Annotated in this window: 18 protein-coding genes and 1 pseudogene; 11 read left to right on the top strand and 8 right to left on the bottom strand. The window is 59.9% G+C overall.

Annotated features, from left to right (window positions below; translation table 11 throughout):
* Positions 1-19: 19 nt before the first annotated feature.
* The 5 genes from AC1DKH_RS10055 to edd form a co-directional block, all read right to left on the bottom strand.
* Positions 20-1279, bottom strand: a complete 1260-nt coding sequence (locus AC1DKH_RS10055; RefSeq protein WP_477798083.1) for a D-mannose isomerase — start codon at positions 1277-1279, stop codon at positions 20-22.
* Positions 1280-1462: 183 nt separating this feature from the next.
* Positions 1463-2890: an ATP-binding protein gene (locus tag AC1DKH_RS10060; RefSeq protein WP_477755244.1), complete on the bottom strand. Its 1428-nt coding sequence runs from the start codon at positions 2888-2890 to the stop codon at positions 1463-1465.
* A 31-nt stretch (positions 2891-2921) separates the two neighbouring features.
* Positions 2922-3653, bottom strand: a complete 732-nt coding sequence (locus AC1DKH_RS10065) for a response regulator (protein WP_477798084.1) — start codon at positions 3651-3653, stop codon at positions 2922-2924.
* A 185-nt stretch (positions 3654-3838) separates the two neighbouring features.
* Complete coding sequence (locus AC1DKH_RS10070) at positions 3839-4798, bottom strand: glucokinase (protein ID WP_477798085.1); 960 nt, start codon at positions 4796-4798, stop codon at positions 3839-3841.
* Positions 4795-6621 (bottom strand): phosphogluconate dehydratase, encoded by a 1827-nt coding sequence (edd, locus tag AC1DKH_RS10075; protein ID WP_223445794.1) that lies wholly within the window; start codon positions 6619-6621, stop codon positions 4795-4797. The genes AC1DKH_RS10070 and edd overlap by 4 nt, the downstream gene beginning before the upstream one ends.
* 220 nt (positions 6622-6841) lie before the next feature.
* Between edd and gap the strand changes: the two genes are divergently transcribed.
* From gap to AC1DKH_RS10090, 3 genes are all read left to right on the top strand, one after another.
* Positions 6842-7843: a type I glyceraldehyde-3-phosphate dehydrogenase gene (gap, locus tag AC1DKH_RS10080; protein ID WP_477798086.1), complete on the top strand. Its 1002-nt coding sequence runs from the start codon at positions 6842-6844 to the stop codon at positions 7841-7843.
* Positions 7844-7931: 88 nt separating this feature from the next.
* Complete coding sequence (locus tag AC1DKH_RS10085; protein ID WP_218427125.1) at positions 7932-8396, top strand: methylglyoxal synthase; 465 nt, start codon at positions 7932-7934, stop codon at positions 8394-8396.
* Between the two features lie 241 nt (positions 8397-8637).
* On the top strand, positions 8638-9372 hold the full coding sequence (locus AC1DKH_RS10090) for a hypothetical protein (protein WP_477798087.1): 735 nt from the start codon (positions 8638-8640) through the stop codon (positions 9370-9372).
* 61 nt (positions 9373-9433) lie between these two features.
* On the opposite strand, the gene AC1DKH_RS10095 is transcribed toward AC1DKH_RS10090, so the two are convergent.
* The gene (locus AC1DKH_RS10095; RefSeq protein ID WP_477798088.1) at positions 9434-10300 is read right to left on the bottom strand and encodes a hypothetical protein; all 867 of its coding nucleotides are present in this window, start codon (positions 10298-10300) and stop codon (positions 9434-9436) included.
* A gap of 623 nt (positions 10301-10923) precedes the next feature.
* Here AC1DKH_RS10095 and AC1DKH_RS10100 point away from each other — a divergent pair.
* The 3 genes and pseudogenes from AC1DKH_RS10100 to AC1DKH_RS10110 all read left to right on the top strand — a co-directional run.
* Positions 10924-11940, top strand: a pseudogene (locus AC1DKH_RS10100) (methyl-accepting chemotaxis protein); the annotation flags it as partial.
* A 102-nt stretch (positions 11941-12042) separates the two neighbouring features.
* Complete coding sequence (locus tag AC1DKH_RS10105; RefSeq protein ID WP_477798155.1) at positions 12043-12798, top strand: methyl-accepting chemotaxis protein; 756 nt, start codon at positions 12043-12045, stop codon at positions 12796-12798.
* A 175-nt stretch (positions 12799-12973) separates the two neighbouring features.
* Positions 12974-14323, top strand: coding sequence for a CoA transferase (locus tag AC1DKH_RS10110; protein ID WP_477798089.1), 1350 nt, complete (start codon positions 12974-12976; stop codon positions 14321-14323).
* Positions 14324-14453: 130 nt separating this feature from the next.
* Here the strand turns inward: AC1DKH_RS10110 and AC1DKH_RS10115 are convergent, their stop codons facing one another.
* Positions 14454-15317, bottom strand: a complete 864-nt coding sequence (locus AC1DKH_RS10115) for a DNA-3-methyladenine glycosylase family protein (protein WP_477762791.1) — start codon at positions 15315-15317, stop codon at positions 14454-14456.
* On the bottom strand, positions 15314-15448 hold the full coding sequence (locus tag AC1DKH_RS10120; RefSeq protein WP_477752567.1) for a hypothetical protein: 135 nt from the start codon (positions 15446-15448) through the stop codon (positions 15314-15316). The genes AC1DKH_RS10115 and AC1DKH_RS10120 overlap by 4 nt, the downstream gene beginning before the upstream one ends.
* A gap of 440 nt (positions 15449-15888) precedes the next feature.
* On the opposite strand from AC1DKH_RS10120, the gene arcD reads away from it, so the two are divergent.
* The 5 genes from arcD to AC1DKH_RS10145 all read left to right on the top strand — a co-directional run bounded on the left by arcD (position 15889) and on the right by AC1DKH_RS10145 (position 21185).
* On the top strand, positions 15889-17316 hold the full coding sequence (arcD, locus tag AC1DKH_RS10125) for an arginine-ornithine antiporter (RefSeq protein ID WP_477752515.1): 1428 nt from the start codon (positions 15889-15891) through the stop codon (positions 17314-17316).
* A gap of 33 nt (positions 17317-17349) precedes the next feature.
* On the top strand, positions 17350-18606 hold the full coding sequence (gene arcA / locus AC1DKH_RS10130; protein ID WP_477752516.1) for an arginine deiminase: 1257 nt from the start codon (positions 17350-17352) through the stop codon (positions 18604-18606).
* Between the two features lie 24 nt (positions 18607-18630).
* Positions 18631-19641, top strand: coding sequence for an ornithine carbamoyltransferase (locus AC1DKH_RS10135; protein ID WP_046042231.1), 1011 nt, complete (start codon positions 18631-18633; stop codon positions 19639-19641).
* A gap of 188 nt (positions 19642-19829) precedes the next feature.
* A complete protein-coding gene (gene arcC / locus AC1DKH_RS10140) occupies positions 19830-20759 on the top strand; it encodes a carbamate kinase (RefSeq protein ID WP_477798090.1) in 930 nt (309 codons plus the stop codon).
* Between the two features lie 63 nt (positions 20760-20822).
* Positions 20823-21185, top strand: a complete 363-nt coding sequence (locus AC1DKH_RS10145; RefSeq protein ID WP_477752518.1) for a DUF5064 family protein — start codon at positions 20823-20825, stop codon at positions 21183-21185.
* Positions 21186-21211 lie beyond the last annotated feature (26 nt).

Here is a 21211-nt window from a genome sequence, read left to right on the forward strand (position 1 = left end):
CGCGAATGTCACCGCATGGTTACATAGAACCGCTCTGGGACAACTGCGCCAGCGCCGTGGCCATGCTCGGCGCCAGCGCCAGGCGCGGAATCAATACGGCTTGCCAGGCGTGGTAAAGGTCAGGTTTGCCGGGCCAGATATCGGCACTCGGGCGGTTCAGCGGGTCGAGTTCGTGATGCCAGCTGCCATCGCAGCGGTCGATGAAATGACTGTCACAAAATTCCCAGAATAGTCGGTACCAGTGCTCGTACTGCTCATCGCCAGTACGTTTGAGTAGCGCACTGGCGGCGGCACTGGCTTCGCAATGGGTCCAGTGCAGGCGATGGCGGACCACCGCTTTGTTGTCCCAGTCCAGGGTGTAGACAATGCCCGGCGCGCCGTCGATGCTCCAGCCGTGACGGCAATTGTGCTCGAAGAGTTTTTGCGCGTCGGTGACCAGCCAGCCGGGTGTGAGCATCCCTGCTCTCACCCGCGAAGCTTCGAGGTGCAGCAACAATCGCGCCCACTCGAAACCGTGGCCCGGGGTGGTGCCGTATGGGCGGAAGCCGTCGGCGGGGTTGTCGTGGTTGTATTCCCGCAGCGGCTGCCAGTCGCGGTCGAAATGCTCGATCACCAGGTAATCGTTGGCAGCGGCGTGACCATGGATCACTCGCTCGACAATCCGTTGGGCGCGGCTCAGCCAGCGGTTGTCTTCAGTGACATCGGCCAGGGCGAGGAAGGCTTCAGTGGCGTGCATGTTGCTGTTGGCGCCTCGGTACGCCTCCTCCTCGCTCCAGTCGCGATTGAAGGACTCGCGCATCGCGCCTTCTTCTTCGCTCCAGAAACAGGTGTCGATGATATCGATCGCATCATCGAGCAAGGCTTGCGCACCGGGGCGCTGCGCGACCACCGCAGAACTTGCCGCCAGCGCGACGAAGGCATGCAGGTAGGCGTTCTTGCCGGTGTTGCCATCGCGATGTTCGGCGGCCGCGAACCAGCCGCCATGCAGCGCGTCGCGCAACGGCCCGCGCAGCGCCGCAACGCCGTGATCCACCAGTTCGGCAAAGCCCGGCAAGCCCTGAATATGGGCCATGGCGAAGCTGTGGGTCATGCGCGCGGTGTTCATGGTCTGGGCTTGCCCATCAGCCGCGAGACGGCCTTTTTCATCGAGGTTGCCGAAGCCTTCAGGCAGCTTCGAAGCCTTGGCGAAGGCCAGCAGGCGCAAGCCTTCGGTGGCGAGCCATTGCTGATGGGCAGGTGCGTTCAGCCAACTGCTGAAGGCCGGTTGGAAGGTGTCCATGGCGTACCTTTTTTGTTGTTATGACTGTGGGGCAGCATAAACAACGGACGAAGGCGGACTTGTAACGAAGGGGGTGGGGTTTGTCACCACTCAGTGACAAAGAAAGATCAAAAGATCGCAGCCTGCGGCAGCTCCTACGCCGATCTCTGTAGGAGCTGCCGAAGGCTAAGATCTTTTGATCTTTCAATCAACCGAACGGGGCAACTGCAGGGTCACCCGCAACCCGCCTTCACGCAGATTCTGCAAACTCACTTCACCGCCATGGCTATGGGCAATGTTGCGGGCAATCCCCAGCCCCAACCCATAACCCTGCTGTTGCCCGGCCAGGCGGAAGTGCGGTTCGAACACCTGCTCCAGACGCTGCTCCGGTACGCCCGGCCCTTCATCATCGACGTGCAGGATGAACGCGCTTTCGTCGTCATCGATGTGCAGGTGCGCGTTCTGCCCATACTTCAACGCATTGTCGATCAGGTTGCCGATGCAGCGCTTGAGCGCCAGCGGTTTGCCCGGGTACGCCGCCAGCGCCCGCCCCTGCTGGGTCACGCGGCCGTTGCCGTTCGGTGCGAGATAGGGTTCCACCAGACAATCGAGCACATGGTTGAGATCCACCGGCTCGATGTTCTCGTGGATGTCGGTGTCTTTCACGCATTGCAGCGCGCCCTTGACCAGCAATTCGAGCTCGTCCAGATCGCGGCCGAACTTGGCTTGCAACTTCTCATCTTCCAGCAATTCAACGCGCAACCGCAGTCGGGTAATCGGCGTGCGCAAATCATGGGAAATCGCGCTGAACAACTGGCTGCGCTCGGTCAGGTAACGACTGATGCGCTCGCGCATGGTGTTGAAGGCGCGCCCGACCTCGACCACTTCGCTACCCCCGCCTTCGGCCACCGGTTCCACGTCGGCCCCCAACGACAGGTCCCGCGCCGCCCGCGCCAGGCGCTTGAGCGGACGACTCTGCCAGTGCACCAGCAGGCCGATGAACAACAGCAAAAAGCTGCTGGTCAGGACGATGAACCACACCTGCTGCGCCGGCAGGCCCTGCTCTTCAAGACTGGTGTAGGGCTCGGGCAACAGCGAGGCGATGTACAGCCACTCGCCCGGCGCCATCTGGATCTGCGTGACCAGTACCGGCGGGTTCACCGGTTCCAGGGTCAGCGCGTAGTGCGCCCATGAGCGTGGCAACTCATCGAGCTTCAGGCCGCCATTGAAGATGCGCAGGTCTTCCGGGCTGACGAAGGTCACCGAGATGTCGGCGTCCTGACCGAGGGACTGGCGTAGCACTTCGTCCACCGCTTTGAGCACCGCCTCTTTGCGCGGGGTGATGGGCAGCACTTCCATGCCCAGGGGTTTGTCATTGAGCGTCACCACGAACCGGGTGCCGCCCATGCTGCGCAACTGATCGAGCACCAAGGGCCGAAACGCCACCGGCAACGAACGAAAATAACTGACACTGGCCGTCATCGAATGGGCCAGGCTGCGGGCGCTGGTGACCAGGCCCTCGAGCTGCGTGGCACGCAGTTGCGATACCCAGATCACGCTCGACAACGCTTGGGCGAACAACACCGCCAGCAAGGTCAACAGCAACATCCGCCCGAGCAGCGAACGCGGCATCGGCACCTTGGCGGCGAGCTTGCGCAATAGCTTAGTGGCCATTGCCGGCAACCACATTGGCTGCCAGTTGGTAGCCGCTGCCGCGCACGGTGCGGATCAGCCGTGGCGGCTTTTCGGTGTCGCGCAGGCGCTGGCGCAACCGGCTGACCGCCATGTCGACGATGCGATCCAGGGGCATCAGTTCACGGCCACGGGTGGCGTTGCCGATGGTGTCGCGGTCGAGGATTTCCTGCGGGTGATCGAGGAACAGTTTCAGCAGCGCGAAGTCGGCGCCCGAGAGAATCACCTCTTCGCCGTCGATGTGAAACAGCCGATGGCTGACCATGTCCAGCCGCCAGTCATCGAAGGCCAGCACCTCACCGCCATTACGCTCCTGACCGAACTGCGCACGGCGTAGCAATGCCTTGATCCGCGCCTGCAATTCCCGTGGGCTGAAGGGCTTGCCGAGGTAATCGTCGGCGCCCAGTTCCAGGCCGATGACGCGGTCGGCTTCGTCGGAACTGGCGGTGAGCATGATGATCGGCACCTGTGCCTGGCGTGGATGCTGGCGAATCCAGCGACACAGGCTGAAGCCGTCTTCGTCGGGCAGCATCACATCAAGGATCACCAGATCGGCCGGCGCGTCGTTCAGCGCCTGGCGAAAACCGGCGCCATCGGCGGTGGCACGCACCTGGAAACCGGCGCGGGTCAGGTAGGTGTCCAGCAACTCGCGTATCTCTTGATCGTCATCGACCAATAAAATCGACTTGTTGACTGAGCTCACGGGCGGCGTCCTTGTTGTTTGAATTGGGCGGATTATGCCTTATGCGCTGATTTTACAAACACTACAGAACCATTGTAGGAGCGAGCCTGCTCGCGATGGACGTCAACGATAACGCGTGTTTTCTGAATGCACGCGGTGCCTTCAAGTCCATCGCGAGCAGGCTCGCTCCTACAGGTGATCGGGTTTCAGGTCGGAGTGGATTGTTCGAGCGCTACTCCCGCCCCGACAAGGCCTGAATACGGCGCCGTCACCAGCCACACCGGAATCCCCTTGAAGTAATCGCTCATGCAACCCTTGTCGGCGAAGCACCGGGCGAAACCGCTTTCGAGGAAGAAGTCGGCAAACCGCGGAATCACCCCACCCACGATGTACACGCCACCACGCCCGCCGGTGGTCAGCACGTTGTTGCCGGCCACGCGACCGAGCCAGCAGCAGAACTGCTCGAGCACTTCCACGGCAATCGGGTCGCCCGCCAGCCCGGCAGCGGTGATGGCTTCCGGCGTGTCGAGCACCGGCGTGTGCCCGTCCACCGCGCAGATCGCCCGGTAAACGCGGGGCAAGCCACCGCCACTCAAGGCTGTTTCGGCGCTGACATGGCCGATTTCGTTGAAGATGTGCTGCCAGAGTTGGGTTTCCCGTGGACTGCTCAGCGGCAAATCGACGTGACCGCCTTCGCCGGGCAACGCGGCAAAACGCCCTTCGCCAAGATCGAGCAAGGTGCCGACACCCAGGCCTGTGCCCGGGCCAATCACCACCGCCGGGCGCAACGGCTCCGGCGTGCCTTCGCAGACCACGCGGAATTCGCCGGGCTGCAAACGGGTCATGCCCAGGGCCATGGCCGAGAAGTCGTTGACCAGCAACAGTTGCTCGACCTGCAAGGTCTGGCAAAAGCCCTTGCGGCTCAGGCGCCAGTGATTGTTGGTGAATTTGAATTCATCGCCACTCACGGGACCGGCCACCGACAGGCACACCGAACCGATCGCCCCCGGCGCCAGCCCCAGACCGCTCAAGTAGAGGCTGATCGCCTCTTCTGGGCTGGGGAAATCTGCTGTCGCCAGCACCTGGACCGATTCCAGTTGCTGGTTTTTCCACAACGCGAAACGTGCGTTGGTCCCACCGATGTCACCGACCAAAGCCAGTTTCAATTAAGCGTCTCCAGGGCAGAAGTGAAGGCGCTGGCGCCCTGCTCCGCCGAGCTGAAGGCCATGCGCATGAAACCGAACAGCTCGCGACCGGTGCCGATGTTGTTGCCCAACAGACCTTTGGCCGGCGTGCGCGCTGCAAATTCTTCGGCGTCCACCTTAAGCTCCAGGGTGCCTTTGACGCCATCGACGCGGATGATATCGCCCTCTTGCACCCGCGCCAAAGCGCCGCCGACATAAGCTTCGGGGCTGACGTGGATGGCCGCCGGGATTTTCCCTGATGCGCCGGACATGCGCCCGTCAGTCACCAGTGCCACCTTGAAGCCGCGATCCTGCAACACACCGAGGAACGGCGTCATCTTGTGCAGTTCCGGCATGCCGTTGGAGCGCGGGCCCTGGAAGCGCATCACTGCGACAAAATCCTTCTCCAGCAAACCGGCCTTGAAGGCATCGGCCAGGTCCTGCTGATCCTGGAACACCATGGCTGGCGCTTCGACGACCTGATTTTCCACGGCCACGGCGGAGACTTTCATCACGCCACGACCGAGGTTGCCTTCCATCACCCGCAGGCCACCCTCTGCCGAGAACGCGCGGGCGACCGGGCGCAGGATGCTTTCATCGAGGCTGTCGGTCACGCCTTCGCGCCAGACCAACTGTCCATTGTCGAGGAACGGTTCCTGGGTGTAGCGGCTCAGGCCGTGGCCCATCACGGTGTTGACGTTTTCGTGGAGCAATCCGGCTTCCAGCAGTTCGCGGATCAGGAACGACATGCCGCCCGCCGCCTGGAAGTGGTTGATGTCGGCTTTGCCGTTCGGGTAGACGTGGCTCAGGGTCGGCACGACTTCGGAGAGGTCGGCCATGTCCTGCCAGGTCAGCTGAATGCCCGCCGCCATGGCGATGGCCGGCATGTGCAAGGTGTGGTTGGTCGAGCCGCCGGTGGCGTGCAGCGCAACAATCGAGTTGACCAGCGAACGCTCGTCGACGATTTCACCAATCGGGATGTAGTCACCGTTCTGCTTGGTCAAACGCGTGACCTGATGCGCCGCTTCGCGGGTCAAGGCGTCGCGCAATGGCGTATTCGGGTTGACGAAGGACGCGCCCGGCAGGTGCAGGCCCATGACTTCCATCAGCAACTGGTTGGTGTTGGCGGTGCCGTAGAAGGTGCAGGTGCCAGGGCTGTGATAGGACTTCATTTCCGATTCCAGCAGCTCCTCGCGGGTCGCCTTGCCTTCGGCGTACTTCTGGCGCACGTCGGCTTTTTGCTTGTTGGAAATGCCCGAGACCATCGGCCCGCCCGGTACGAAGATCATCGGCAGATGGCCGAAGCGCAACGCGCCCATCATCAGGCCCGGCACGATCTTGTCGCAGATGCCGAGCAGCAGCGCGCCGTCGAACATGTTGTGGGACAGCGCCACGGCCGTGGACAACGCGATCACTTCACGGCTCGGCAGGCTCAGTTCCATGCCCGGCTCGCCCTGGGTCACGCCATCGCACATCGCCGGGGTGCCACCGGCGAACTGGCCGACGGAGCCGATCTCGCGCAGGGCTTTCTTGATCAGTTCGGGGAAGACTTCGTACGGCTGGTGCGCCGAGAGCATGTCGTTATATGACGAAACTATCGCGATGTTGGCGGAGTTCATCATCCGCAGGCTGTGCTTGTCATCGCTGCCGCAACCGGCCACGCCGTGGGCGAAGTTGGCGCATTGCAGCTTGCCGCGCATCGGACCGTCGCTGGCCGCACCGCGGATCAATGCAAGGTAGGCCTCACGCGTGGCGCGGCTGCGGGCGATAAGCCGTTCAGTGACCTCAAGGACGCGGGGATGCATGTGTAGAACTCCAGGCTAACGGATGTGGCGACCTGATTGTCTATGTTGATCAAAGGCCGGTGTCGATGGGATGACAGACGGTTTGTTTGACCATTCGGACCAGTTGATTCAGGTCACTCGTTGTAGATCGAACAAAATATTGCCATCAAAAAGGCTTGTTTTCTATTTTTTTACGAATAATCTTGTAATTCCAACAACAAAACGACGGTAGCGCCGCAATATGACTCTTCGAATCGCAATCAATGGTTTTGGCCGCATCGGCCGTAATGTCCTGCGTGCACTCTATACCCAGGGCTACCGTCAGGATCTGCAGATCGTCGCCATCAACGACCTGGGCGACAGCGCGATCAATGCTCATCTGCTCAAGTACGACACCGTTCACGGCACGTTCGATGCCGATGTCCAGCACGATCTGGAGACCCTGACGGTCAACGGCGACCGCATTTCGGTCAGCGCCATCCGCAACCCGGCCGAGCTGCCTTGGGCCGCGGAAAAAATTGATGTGGTGTTCGAATGCACCGGTCTGTTCACCGACCGGGCCAAAGCCGCCGCGCATATTACAGCCGGCGCGCGCAAAGTGATCATCTCGGCCCCGGCCAAAGGCGCCGACGCTACCGTGGTTTACGGGGTGAACCACGACATTCTGCGCCAATCGCACCAGATCATTTCCAACGCATCGTGCACCACCAACTGCCTGGCCCCGGTGGCCCAGGTGTTGCATCGCGAATTGGGTATCGAAAGCGGTCTGATGACCACCATCCACGCCTACACCAACGATCAGCACCTGACCGACGTCTATCACGTCGATCCGTACCGCGCCCGTTCGGCCACCCAGAACATGATCCCGAGCAAGACCGGTGCTGCCGAAGCGGTGGGCCTGGTGCTGCCGGAACTGGCGGGCAAATTGACCGGCATGTCGGTGCGCGTACCGGTGATCAATGTTTCGCTGGTGGACCTGACGGTGCAGCTCAAGCGCGAAGCGTCGGCCGATGAAGTCAATGCGCTGCTGAAAGAAGCCAGCCAGCACTCGAAGATCCTTGGGTACAACACCCTGCCGCTGGTCTCCAGCGACTTCAACCACAACCCGCTGTCGTCGATCTTCGACGCCAACCACACCAAGGCCAGCGGCAAGCTGCTCAAGGTACTGGCGTGGTATGACAACGAGTGGGGCTTCTCCAACCGCATGCTCGATAACTGCCTGGCGCTGTGCAACGCCGAGTAAGCGAAGCTTACGACTGTAGGAGCTGCCGGAGGCAGCTCCTACAGATACGTGCAATGCACAGCATCGTGTTCATGCCTTGGAGCCCCCCATGATCGGCATCAGCTTTACACAAAAGACCCTGGCGGCGCGCAAGCGTATCGCCCTGGTTGCCCATGACCACTGCAAGGTGTTCTTGCTGGACTGGGCCGAACGGCAAAAAGACAGACTGGCCCAGCATGATCTGGTCGCCACCGGCACCACGGGTTTGTTGTTGCAACAACGCCTCGACCTGCCGGTACAAAGCATGATCAGCGGGCCACTGGGCGGCGACCAACAACTCGGCGCGCAAATCGCCGAGCAGCGGGTCGACATGCTGGTGTTTTTCTGGGACCCGTTCGAACCCCAGCCCCACGACCCGGATATCAAGGCATTGCTGCGGGTCGCAGCGGTGTGGAACATCCCGGTGGCTTGCAACGAATGCAGCGCCGACTACCTGCTCAGCAGCCCGTTGATGGATCAGGCGCATACCCATCGGATTCCCGATTACGCGACCTATTTGCAGGGTCGCGCGTAAATGTGCTGCGGCCCGCAGTTCGCCGCGCCTGAGTGCCTGGCTGGGCAATCTGTGGATCTGGTCACGACCGGAATCACTGTCGCAAGTCACCTGAAGTCTCCTCAAGCCGCCCTGTAACAGCCGACAACGGCACACTTGAAAGTACCTACTTCCTGCTCGGATTTCTCCTACGTGTTTATCAGGTCATCCATGACCGGGTTTGGCCGTTAAGCACCATGAACCCCCACAACGAGAAGCTGACATGAATGTAAGTGACGCTGCATATTTTCGATTTTCGTACCCGCAAGCAATGAGGGTGAACACGGAAAACGCCCAACCCGATAAACAAGTCGAAGGCTCGGTAATAAATGAGCAAAGGGTGTGGTCGACCATCGAGAAACTCCGGTCCCCTAGTCAGAGAGATATCACCAGCGAAAACCTGGATGAGCTGGAGGAATTTTTAAGTGTGACCGATCCAGACGAAAGGCTTGGCGGGCTACGTCATGAGATAAAGGGTTTTAGAGCTGTAATCCTTTGGGGTAACGAACTCCGCGCAGGAGATATGCTCCGTGAAATGGAAGGGATTTACTCCGATTTTAAAAAAGATCTGCAGAGCAAATGGTCTGGCCTGGCCAATAAGCCAATGGGCTTCACCGTGACCGAAGACGGTCAACTGAAAGTCACTTCACCGCCCAACACCCTGACTGCCAGGGATGAGGAAATATTGAATACCCTGTTGAACGAGGCCAAAGGCTTGCAACCCCTGACTCTCAAGCACGCCAAGGCCGTGATCGAACTGGTCAAGCGGGATAAGCCACAGTTTGAGGGCAAGGTGAAACTGGACCTGAGCAACTTCCACAAGATGATTGACTATGGATTATTGCTGAACAAAGGCGCGCTGGACCTGGGAAGAGCAGACTCCTGGCTGGATCAATTGCATAAAAAAGCCGAAAAGGAACCGGGCGAGAAAAAGCAGGGATTGCACATCGAAGCCTGATCGTTTGAAAAAGCCCGGCAAAGCGACTGTGCATGAGCGCTTTGCCGGAAACATGACAGACCTAGTTACGCAACATGTTTTGATAGCAGATTTGAGCAAATGAAACATTCGGCACGTTGTAACCTCCCACCCCCGAATCCTCTTTGTCTTGAACCTGAATCGACCAATGCCCCAGATTGTATTCAACTTCCCACTGATAGCGATACTTGCCACTGCTGGTCCAGAAAGGATCAGACTTCAACTGGCCGTAACACCTGCCTAACTCAAGGGTTTGCGCAGCGCTGCCAGTGCTATCCGTTATAAGGGCAAACTTCTCGTCATCCGCCCCTTTGTTCAATATCAAAGTAGCGGTAGCGCCTTCGAGCGGCTGCCCGGTCGAATCCCTCAACCGCACCGACCAGTTCAAGACTCTGTAGGCCTGCGTAGTCGCCCAGTAGTGCCGCAGATCACCGGTATCGCCCTGGACGCGACTGTCGGCGTAGTAAGGCGCAGAGCCAAACTCGAGCTTGTAGATATCACCCGCCACGAACGGGGCAGACGGCTTCTTCGAGATACGAACCTGAACTTCCTGATCCGGCTGCAAGCCAGAAATCGTAAAGGGTGTGCCCCAAGGGATTACGGCCCAGATTCCATCGCGATTGTATTCCAGCGTCAATGGCCCGCCTTTCGTCCCTCTCGCATGGATCCACACATCCTGTCCCCGTAACGCCATGAAGCTGTATTGCTTCACATCCGTTTCGTCAGCCAGACTTTCCTCGAGGGTGTTCAGTTTGTCCGGCAGTACCGTGGCCGCAGAGGGTATTTGAGAGGCGATACCCGAAACAGCTGCCGAGCTCAGAAAAGACATCGCAGGTGCCGCACCTGCCGCCAATAACATCCCCCAAAACAACAACACCGAGCGAAGCCCGATCCCTTTAAAACAAGTCATACACATGAAGTCCTTCTCATTATTTTTTGTCAGATGCCAGAAGCGAAAACTTTCGCAAGCGTTCCACCGAGGTGGCCTGCGCATTTAAGCGGTCTGCCCTGAATGAGAAGCGGTACATATGTATTTCGTGAATTTCATTTTCGGCGCCACTGCCCTGAAATGACTCCGCGCTTTTTCCTATTTTTACCCCCATTTTCGGCACATTTTTCTGCGCAAACGTTCAACCACTACCGTTCGTCGAGTTGCCCCTCATGTAACCTCAGCGCCACGCCGATGTGCATTGATCGGCGCTAAATGGATTTAGCGAGTGAGCCGTAACGGCCCACAGCCAACACTTCATCCATTCGCGAGTTCGCCTCATGTTCGACTCACTGTCCATTCGCCTGAAAATCGTCCTGCTGTCCGGTCTGTGCCTGCTGGGTGTAGTCGCCTTGATAGTGGGCATGAACATTTACCAGACCAATCAGAACGATGACCTGGTCAACGATTCCAGCAGCAGAATGCTTACCGCCAGTGTGCAGGACCTGCTTCAGGCCAAAGCCGCCGAGCAAGCGGTGCGGGTGCAGAAGACCTTCGGTGAAACCCTGACGGTGGTGACCGCCCTCGCGGACCAGATCAAGGACATGCGCACCCTGGCCGCCAAGCGCGAGCTTGCGCCCGGCGCCCTGCGTGAAGAGTTGAACCAGAGCCTGAAAACCGCCTTTGAGCGCAACGGCAAAGTGCTGGGCATCTGGCTGGCGTTCGAACCCAACGGCCTGGACGGCAAGGACAGCGAGTTCGCCAACGACGCCGCCCGCCAGTCTAACGAGATCGGCCGTTTTGCCACCTACTGGAGCCGTGCCGGTGGTGAGTCGCTGAACACCATCATGGTCGAAGAGGACATGACCAAAACCACCCTGAACCTCAGCGGCACGCCGTACAACGTCTGGTACACCTGCCCGCGGGACAGCCAGCGCACCTGCCTGCTCGACCCCTACGCCGATACTGTCGGCGGCAAGGAAGTGTTGATGACCACCATCTCCGTACCGCTGCTGGTGGATGGCAAGTCCATCGGCGTGGTCGGTATCGACATCGCCCTTGATGCCCTGCAAGCGGCGGCGGTTGATTCCCAGCGCGTGCTGTTCAACAGCGCCGGACACATGCTGATCGTCTCCGGCACTGGCGTGCTGGCTGCCTACAGTGTCGATGCCGGTAAAGTCGGCAAGAACATCGGCGACACCCTGGGCGCGGATGGCAAGGACATCCTGCAATTGCTCGCTACTGGCGCGCCGAAGATTCTCCAGCAAGGTGACCTGATCCGCGCGGTGTACCCGGTGAGTCCGATTGCCGATGCCAAGGCCTGGGCCGTGGTCATCGACCTGCCCAGGCAAGTGCTGCTGGCCGACTCGGTGAAGCTGCAGGCCGTGCTCGACGATGCCCAGCAAAGCGGCACGATCAAGGCGCTGTCGGTGGCGGTGATCGCCGGCCTGCTCGGGCTGTTGCTGATGTGGCTCACCGCGTCGGGCGTGACCCGGCCGATCAACAGCGTGGCACAAATGCTCAAGGCGATTGCCAGTGGCGACGGCGACCTGACCCAGCGCCTGCACTACAGCAAGCAGGACGAACTGGGCGAACTGGTGAGCTGGTTCAACCGCTTCCTCGACAAGCTGCAACCGACCATCGCGCAGATCAAGCAAAGCATCACCGATGCCCGTGGCACCGCCGACCAGTCTTCAGAAATCGCCCGCCAGACCAGCGAAGGCATGCAGGTGCAATTCCGCGAAATCGACCAGGTCGCCACCGCGTCCAACGAGATGAGCGCCACCGCCCACGATGTCGCCAACAGCGCCTCGAACGCGGCCAACGCCGCCAAGGGTGCCGACCAGTCGGCCCGCGACGGCATGTCGATCATCGAGCGCAGCACCCGCGACATCAATCAACTGGCCAACGAAGTCAGCAAGGCCGTGACCGAAGTCGAAGCCCTCGCGGTCAACAGCGAGCAGATCGGCTCGGTGCTGGAGGTGATTCGCAGCATCGCCGATCAAACCAACCTGCTGGCGCTCAACGCGGCGATTGAAGCCGCCCGTGCCGGCGAGAGCGGTCGCGGCTTTGCGGTGGTGGCCGATGAAGTGCGCAACCTGGCCAAGCGTACCCAGGACTCGGTGGAAGAAATTCGCCTGGTGATCGAACGCATCCAGTCCGGCACCCGCGGCGTGGTCGCGACCATGCATTCAAGCCAGACCCAGGCCCACAACAACGCCGGGCAGATTAAGCAGGCGGTCCAGGCCTTGAACAAGATCAGTGACGCGGTCACCGTGATCAGCGACATGAACCTGCAAATCGCCAGCGCCGCCGAGCAGCAAAGCACCGTGGCCGAAGAGGTCAACCGCAACGTCTCGGCGATCCGCACCGTCACCGAAACCCTGACCGGCCAGGCCACCGAATCGGCACAGATCAGCAGCCAGCTCAACGCCCTGACCACCCAGCAGATGAAGTTGATGGATCAGTTCCGCGTTTAAAGCACCGACCGAAGATCCCCCTGTGGGAGCGAGCTTGCTCGCGATGACGGAATTACATTCAACATCAATGTTGATTGAAAGACCGCTATCGCGAGCAAGCTCGCTCCCACAAGGTTTCACATGATCCAGCCATGTTTTGGACTAAGATCTGGCTCTCGTTCCGGAGGGCCCTTCGATGACTGATCTGCTCACGTCCATTCAAGCTGCACTCGGTTTGCCTCACTATCCGATTCCATTCACGTCCAGCGGCGCCCTGCCCTCGGCGTTTGCCGTCACGGATCTGGCCTGCGCCAGCATCGCTGCCGCCGGCCAGGTCGTCAGCGAACTGCTGCACCAACAAACCGGACGCCTGCCCGATCTTGAAGTTGACCGGCGTTTGGCGTCCTTCTGGTTCTCAACCTCGATTCGCCCGATCGGCTGGAGCGTTCCGCCGCTGTGGGATGCGGTGGCCGGTGACTACGCCACCCGCGATGGCTGGATTCGCCTGCACACCAACGCACCCCACCACCGCGCCGCTGCCGAACGCGTGCTCGGTGCCTGTACCGACCGCGCAGCGATGGCCGGTAAAGTGGCTCGATGGGCGAAAAGCGAGCTGGAGCAGGCGGTGGTCGATGCCGGTGGCTGTGCCGCCGAAATGCGCACCTGGGATCAATGGCAGACCCATCCTCAAGGCCAGGCGGTAAATGCCGAACCCTTGATTCATTTCACCAGCCACCCTGGCCAGAGCGACAAACCGTGGGCGGGCTCAGTGGCCCGGCCACTGTCTGGCATCAAGGTGCTGGATTTGACCCGGGTGCTGGCAGGCCCCATCGCCAGCCGCTTTCTGGCCGGCCTGGGCGCTGATGTCTTGCGCATCGATCCGCCGACCTGGAACGAGCCGGGGGTGGTGCCGGAAGTCACATTGGGAAAACGCTGCGCGCGTCTTGATCTGAATGACAGGTCCGACCGCGGCATATTCGAATGCCTGCTCAAGGATGCCGACATTCTGCTCCACGGTTATCGCGCCGATGCACTGGAGCGACTTGGCCTGGGCATGAATGAGCGCCGGCAACTGAACCCAGGCCTGATCGATGTTTGCCTCAACGCCTATGGCTGGATCGGCCCCTGGCAAAACCGAAGGGGCTTCGACAGCCTGGTGCAGATGAGCAGCGGCATTGCCGAAGCGGGCATGCGCTGGAAACAGGCGGACAAGCCGACACCGTTGCCGGTCCAGGCCCTCGATCACGCCACCGGGTATTTGATGGCGGCCAGTGCGATCAGGTTGTTGGCAGAGCGCTTGAGCCGCGGGATGGGGGGATCGGCCCGGTTGTCGTTGGCGCGTACGGCGAAGTTGTTGATCGAACAAGGTGCCGGCCCAAGTGAACCGTTGCGTGGCGAAGATCAAAACGATCAGGGGATACAAGTTGAGCAAACACCGTGGGGACCGGCGCATCGGTTGCACGCTCCGCTGAGGATCACGGGAACGCCTTTGCAATGGGCCTTGCCTGCTACTGAATTGGGTTCCCATCGCGCGCAGTGGTGGTGACGGTGAGATAGCCTTCGCTGGCAAGCCAGCTCCTACAGTAGATCGTATTCGTCCATGCACCGCGAATACCTGTAGGAGCTGGCTTGCCAGCGAAGGCGCCAGACCATTGAGCACAGAATCCGGATCAAGCTCAGTCCGCCCGACTCAACGAAGTCCACAGCACCTGCGCCGCATACCCTCGATAAGGCCGCCAGCTTTCGGCTCGCGCCAAAAGCTGCCGCGCCGTCACCGGCCCACCCTCCAGCGCCGCCAACGCATTGATCAACCCCACGTCGCCATTGGGAAATCCATCCATCTCCCGCAACTGTCGCAACGCAATGTATTGCGCCGTCCAGTCGCCAATCCCGTGCAAGGCCAATAACCGCGCTACGCCTCCCTCCCGACCGGGCTCGAACAACCGTGGATCATCGAGTAATGCCTGGGCCACCCCCGACAACGTCCGGCCTCGGCTTTTCGGCATGCCCAGCGCGGCCAGATCTGCGCCTGCCAAAACGCTGGCCTCGGGAAACACATGGGTCAACCCCGGCAACCGTGAATGGAATGGCGTGCCGTACTGCGCCACCAGTTTCCCCGCCAATTTGATCGCCGCCACCACCGTGATCTGCTGCCCCAGTACCGCGCGGATCGCCAACTCCAGGCCATCCCACGCCCCCGGCACACGCAGCCCGGGGTGCTCGGCAATCAGCCGCGCCAGCAGCGGATCAACTGCCAGGTGCCGGTGAATCGTGGACAGGTCGGCGTCCAGATCAAACATCCGCCGCACGCTTGCGACGATTGCAGGGACGGCGCCCGGATCAGGAAAATCCAGGGTCAACTCAAGGGCATCCAAGGTGCCAGGCTGGATCGAGAACATACCGCAAGCACCGTTCAAACCGATGCTGCGCGAATACACACCGTCGACCACCGTTTCCAACCCGACAATCGCCCGCGCCGACAAAAACCCGAGCAGCGCCGGCCAGTCATAGGGTGGCTGGTACGCCAGCAACAGCTTCACAGACTCAACAAGCCGCTGTACACGCCATAGGCCGCCAGCCCCGCATAACCCAGAGCGATACCAGCAATCATCGAACCCACCACCAACGCGATCAACGCGCTCAGGCGAAGCTTGTTCGGTGATTGCGACATCGTTGCATCTCCATTTTTGGGGGCGGCAACTGCCGCGAAGTCGTCACATAACGGGCGGCAACTAAACTGATGAAGAGTAATAACGTTTATTGGATAACGCCAACAAACTTCTTTTTTACTTGCACAAAATGGCTATTTTTACACCGATATAATCATTTGTTTTATACGTCTTTTTAATACATCAATTCAGTACAAAAAATGCATGAATAAAATTTGCAGATTTTGAAAAACCAACTAGCGTCATAATTCGAAACAAATGCTAAAAAGTTCTTGAATAATCTGCAAAAGCCTCTAGAACAGGCATTACAGGCAGCAACATTGTAAATGATGGCACTCCGCCAACAAACTGGGAACGCTCTCATTTAGTGATCTAAGTCAGCTGATTGAGCAGTCAACGGAATTAGTCTGTTGCCTCTCTTCTCCTGCATTGGAGTCATGCAATGTCTGAAGCTCCCGGAAAACTGAAACTCGGCGCGCTGGTTGCGTTAGTCGTGGGTTCGATGATTGGTGGCGGGATCTTTTCCTTGCCACAAAACATGGCCGCCAGTGCCGATGTCGGCGCCATTCTGATCGGTTGGGCGATCACCGCCGTCGGCATGCTCACCCTGGCGTTCGTGTTCCAGACCCTGGCCAACCGCAAACCCGACCTTGATGGCGGGGTTTACGCCTACGCCAAGGCCGGTTTCGGCGACTACATGGGCTTCTCGTCCGCTTGGGGGTACTGGATCAGTGCCTGGCTGGGCAACGTTGGCTACTTCGTCTTGCTGTTCAGCACGCTCGGCTACTTCTTTCCGCTATTTGGGGAGGGGAATACCCCTGCCGCCGTGATCGGCGCCTCGGTGCTGCTTTGGGCCGTACATTTCCTCGTACTGCGAGGAATAAAGGAAGCAGCGTTCATCAACCTGGTGACCACCGTCGCCAAGATCGTGCCGCTGCTGCTGTTCATGTTGATTGCATTGTTCGCCTTCAAACTGGACATCTTCACCGCCGACATCTGGGGCCTGAAGAACCCGGACCTGGGCAGCGTGATGGACCAGGTACGCAAAATGATGCTGGTCACCGTGTGGGTGTTCATCGGCATCGAAGGCGCGAGCATCTTTTCGGCCCGGGCGGAAAAGCGCAGCGATGTGGGTAAGGCCACTGTGATCGGCTTCGTCACCGTGCTGCTGTTTTTAGTGCTGGTCAACGTGCTGTCGCTGGGGATCATGACCCAGCCGGAACTGGCCAAACTGCAGAACCCCTCAATGGCCGCCGTGCTGGAACACGTGGTCGGTCACTGGGGTGCGGTGCTGATCAGCGTCGGTTTGATCATCTCGTTGCTGGGGGCGTTGCTGTCGTGGGTGCTGCTGTGCGCGGAGATCATGTTCGCCGCCGCCAGGGACCACACCATGCCGGCGTTTTTGCGCAAGGAAAACGCCAACCATGTACCGGTCAACGCCCTGTGGCTGACCAACGCCATGGTGCAGATTTTCCTGATCATCACGCTGTTCTCCGCCAGCACTTACCTGTCGCTGATCTACCTCGCCACCTCGATGATCCTGGTGCCGTACCTGTGGTCGGCGGCCTACGCGTTGCTGTTGGCGGTGCGTGGCGAAAGCTACGAAGGCGCGGCGGGCGAACGGCAGAAGGATCTCATCATCGGCGCCGTGGCCCTGGTCTACGCGATCTGGCTGCTGTACGCCGGCGGCATCAAGTACCTGCTGCTGTCTGCCCTGCTCTACGCCCCCGGCGTGATCCTGTTCGCCAAGGCCAAGCTGGAAATCAACAAACCGGTTTTCACCAACGTCGAGAAGCTGGTTTTCGCTGCGGTGGTCGTCGGTGCCGTGGTGGCGGCCTACGGTCTCTATGACGGCTTCCTGACTCTGTAACTCCCTTGTTTTGTCATCTGGAGGATCACTGTAATGACCACGGAAAAAGTTAAGTACGGCGTCCATTCCGAAGCCGGCAAACTGCGCAAAGTCATGGTTTGCTCCCCAGGACTTGCCCATCAGCGGCTGACCCCGAACAACTGCGATGAACTGCTGTTCGATGATGTGCTGTGGGTGGCCCAGGCCAAGCGCGACCACTTCGACTTCGTCACCAAGATGCGCGAACGCAACATCGATGTGCTGGAAATGCACAACCTGCTGACCGACATCGTCGCCATCCCCGAAGCCCTGGACTGGATCCTGGAGCGCAAGATCACCGCCAACTCGGTGGGTCTGGGCCTGATCAACGAAACCGCCTCGTGGCTGCGCAGCCTGGAGCCGCGCAAGATCGCCGAGTTCCTGATCGGCGGCGTATCGGGCGATGATCTGCCGACCAGTTTCGGTGGCAAGGCCATCGAGATGTTCCGCGACTTCCTCGGCAACTCCAGCTTCATCCTGCCGCCGCTGCCCAACACCCAGTTCACCCGCGATACCACCTGCTGGATCTACGGTGGCGTCACCCTCAACCCGATGTACTGGCCGGCGCGCCGTCAGGAAACCCTGCTGACCACCGCCATCTACAAATTCCACCCCGCGTTCACCAACGCCGACTTCCAGATCTGGTACGGCGACCCGGACAAAGACCATGGCAACGCCACCCTTGAGGGCGGTGATGTGATGCCGATCGGCAACGGCGTGGTGTTGATCGGTATGGGCGAACGCTCGTCGCGCCAAGCCATTGCGCAACTGGCGGTGAACCTGTTCAAAAACAAGGCCGTCGAGAAAGTGATCGTCGCCGGCCTGCCGAAATCCCGCGCGGCGATGCACCTGGACACCGTGTTCAGCTTCTGCGATCGCGACCTCGTCACGATCTTCCCGGAAGTGGTGAACCAGATTGTCGCCTTCACCCTGCGCCCCGATGAAAGCAAGGCCGGTGGCATCGACATCCGTCGCGAAGAAACCAACTTCCTCGATACCGTGGCCCAGGCCCTGAACCTCAAAGCTTTGCGCGTGGTGGAAACCGGCGGCAACAGCTTCGCCGCCGAACGCGAGCAATGGGACGACGGCAACAACGTAGTGGCCGTGGAACCGGGCGTGGTCATCGGCTATGACCGCAACACCTACACCAACACCCTGCTGCGCAAGGCCGGTGTGGAGGTCATCACCATCAGCGCCGGCGAACTCGGCCGGGGACGGGGCGGCGGCCATTGCATGACCTGCCCGATCATCCGCGACCCGATTGACTACTAACCTGTTCACCTTAGGAGATCCAAAATGGCGTTCAATATCCATAACCGCAATCTGCTGAGCCTGGAACACCACACCCCTCGCGAATTGCGCTACCTGCTCGACCTGTCCCGCGACCTCAAGCGTGCCAAGTACACCGGCACCGAACAGCAGCATCTCAAGGGCAACAACATCGCGCTGATCTTCGAAAAGACCTCGACCCGCACCCGCTGTGCGTTCGAAGTTGCAGCCTATGACCAGGGCGCCAACGTCACCTACATCGACCCGAACTCTTCGCAGATCGGCCACAAGGAAAGCATGAAGGACACCGCCCGTGTGCTCGGGCGCATGTACGATGCCATCGAGTACCGTGGCTTCAAGCAGGAAATCGTTGAGGAACTGGCCAAGTTCGCCGGTGTGCCGGTGTTCAACGGCCTGACCGACGAATACCACCCAACGCAAATGATCGCCGACGTGCTGACCATGCGCGAACACGCCGACAAGCCGATCCACGAGATCAGCTACGCCTATCTCGGCGATGCGCGTAACAACATGGGCAACTCGCTGCTGCTGATCGGCGCCAAGCTCGGCATGGACGTGCGCATCTGCGCGCCGAAAGCCCTGTGGCCGGCGGACGACCTGGTGGCTCGCTGCAAGCAATACGCAGAAGAAAGCGGCGCGCGCATCACCCTCACCGAAGACCCGAAAGCCGCCGTCAAGGGCGTGGACTTCATCCATACCGACGTGTGGGTGTCGATGGGCGAGCCGGTCGAAGCCTGGGCCGAGCGCATCCAGCAACTGCTGCCGTATCAGGTCAACGCCGAACTGATGAAAGCCACCGGCAACCCGCGCACCAAGTTCATGCACTGCCTGCCGGCGTTCCACAACAGTGATACCAAGATCGGCAAGCAGATTGCCGAACAGTACCCGCACCTGAAGAACGGCATCGAAGTGACCGATGACGTGTTCGAGTCGCCGGCCTGCATCGCATTCGAGCAAGCGGAAAACCGCATGCACACGATCAAGGCGATTCTGGTGTCGACGCTGGCGGATCTATAACGGCTCACTCGGCTCCCACTGACGGAACATACCCCCCTGTGGGAGCGAGCTTGCTCGCGATAGCGGAGTAACAGTCAACAAATGTGTTGAATGTGAAAGAGTCATCGCGAGCAAGCTCGCTCCCACATTGATCGGGTTCCCACCGGGAGACAGAGTGCCTGCAACCTTTTTACTAGAAGGACTGCACCATGCGCATCGTCGTAGCTCTTGGCGGTAATGCCCTGCTCCGCCGCGGCGAACCGATGACCGCTGACAACCAGCGCGTCAACATCCGGATCGCCACCGAACAGATCGCCAGGATCCATCCCGGCAACCAACTGGTCATCGCCCACGGCAATGGCCCGCAAGTTGGCCTGCTGTCATTGCAAGCGGCGGCCTACACCTCCGTCACCCCTTACCCGCTGGACGTGCTCGGTGCCGAAACCGAAGGCATGATCGGCTACATCATCGAACAGGAACTGGGCAACCTGCTGGACTTCGAAGTGCCCTTTGCGACCTTGCTGACCCAGGTCGAAGTCGATGCCAATGACCCGGCCTTCAAGAACCCCACCAAGCCCATCGGCCCGGTCTACAGCAAGGCCGATGCGGAAAAACTCGCTGCTGAAAAAGGCTGGACCATTGCCCCGGACGGCGACAAATATCGCCGCGTGGTTGCCAGCCCGAAACCGAAACGCATCTTCGAAATCCGTCCGATCAAATGGCTGCTGGAAAAAAGCAGCATCGTGATCTGCGCCGGCGGCGGCGGCATTCCGACCATGTATACCTCGCCCGGCAAACTCGAAGGCGTCGAAGCGGTCATCGACAAAGACCTGTGCTCGGCACTGCTGGCCGAACAGCTTGAAGCCGATCTGCTGGTGATCGCCACCGACGTCAACGCCGCCTTCATCGATTTTGGCAAACCCACGCAGAAAGCCATTGCCCAGGCACACCCCGACGAAATGGAAAAACTCGGCTTCGCCGCCGGCTCCATGGGACCGAAGGTGCAGGCAGCCTGCGAATTCGCGCGCCATACTGGAAAAGTGGCGGTGATCGGCTCGCTCGCGGACATCGAAGCGATCGTCCAGGGCAAGGCCGGCACACGCATCAGTACGGCGACACCGGGCATCAGCTATCAGTAAACAAAACTGCGGGGCCGGCCTGAGGCCTGCCCTGATTCAAGACCTTTTGAAGGAGAGTCAACAATGGCAACGTTCGAGCCGGGTCACCTGCACATCGAGCGACACGCGCTGAACAAGGACGACGTCAGCTACAACATCTACCTCGACTATGAAGTCAGCCAGGATCCCAAGGAAGGCAAAGGGATGCTGTTCAAAATGCACGGCAGCATTCAGAACAAAGACATGAGCGAGTCGTTCTTCCTGCCCAAGGACATGGCCTACAACTTCGCCAGCAACGTCACCAAGATTGCCGAGAAGTACGGTGTCCCGAAAACCCATAGCAACATCGGTTCGGTGCACAAACATTACGACGCCATGTTCGAAGATGTGCGGGTGCAGCTGAACATGAAATCGGGCGACCCGGTCAAACCCGAGCACCTGGAATAACCCCGGATTCTGTGAACACCACCGAT

It is taken from the genome of Pseudomonas sp. 05L36 (assembly GCF_056398125.1).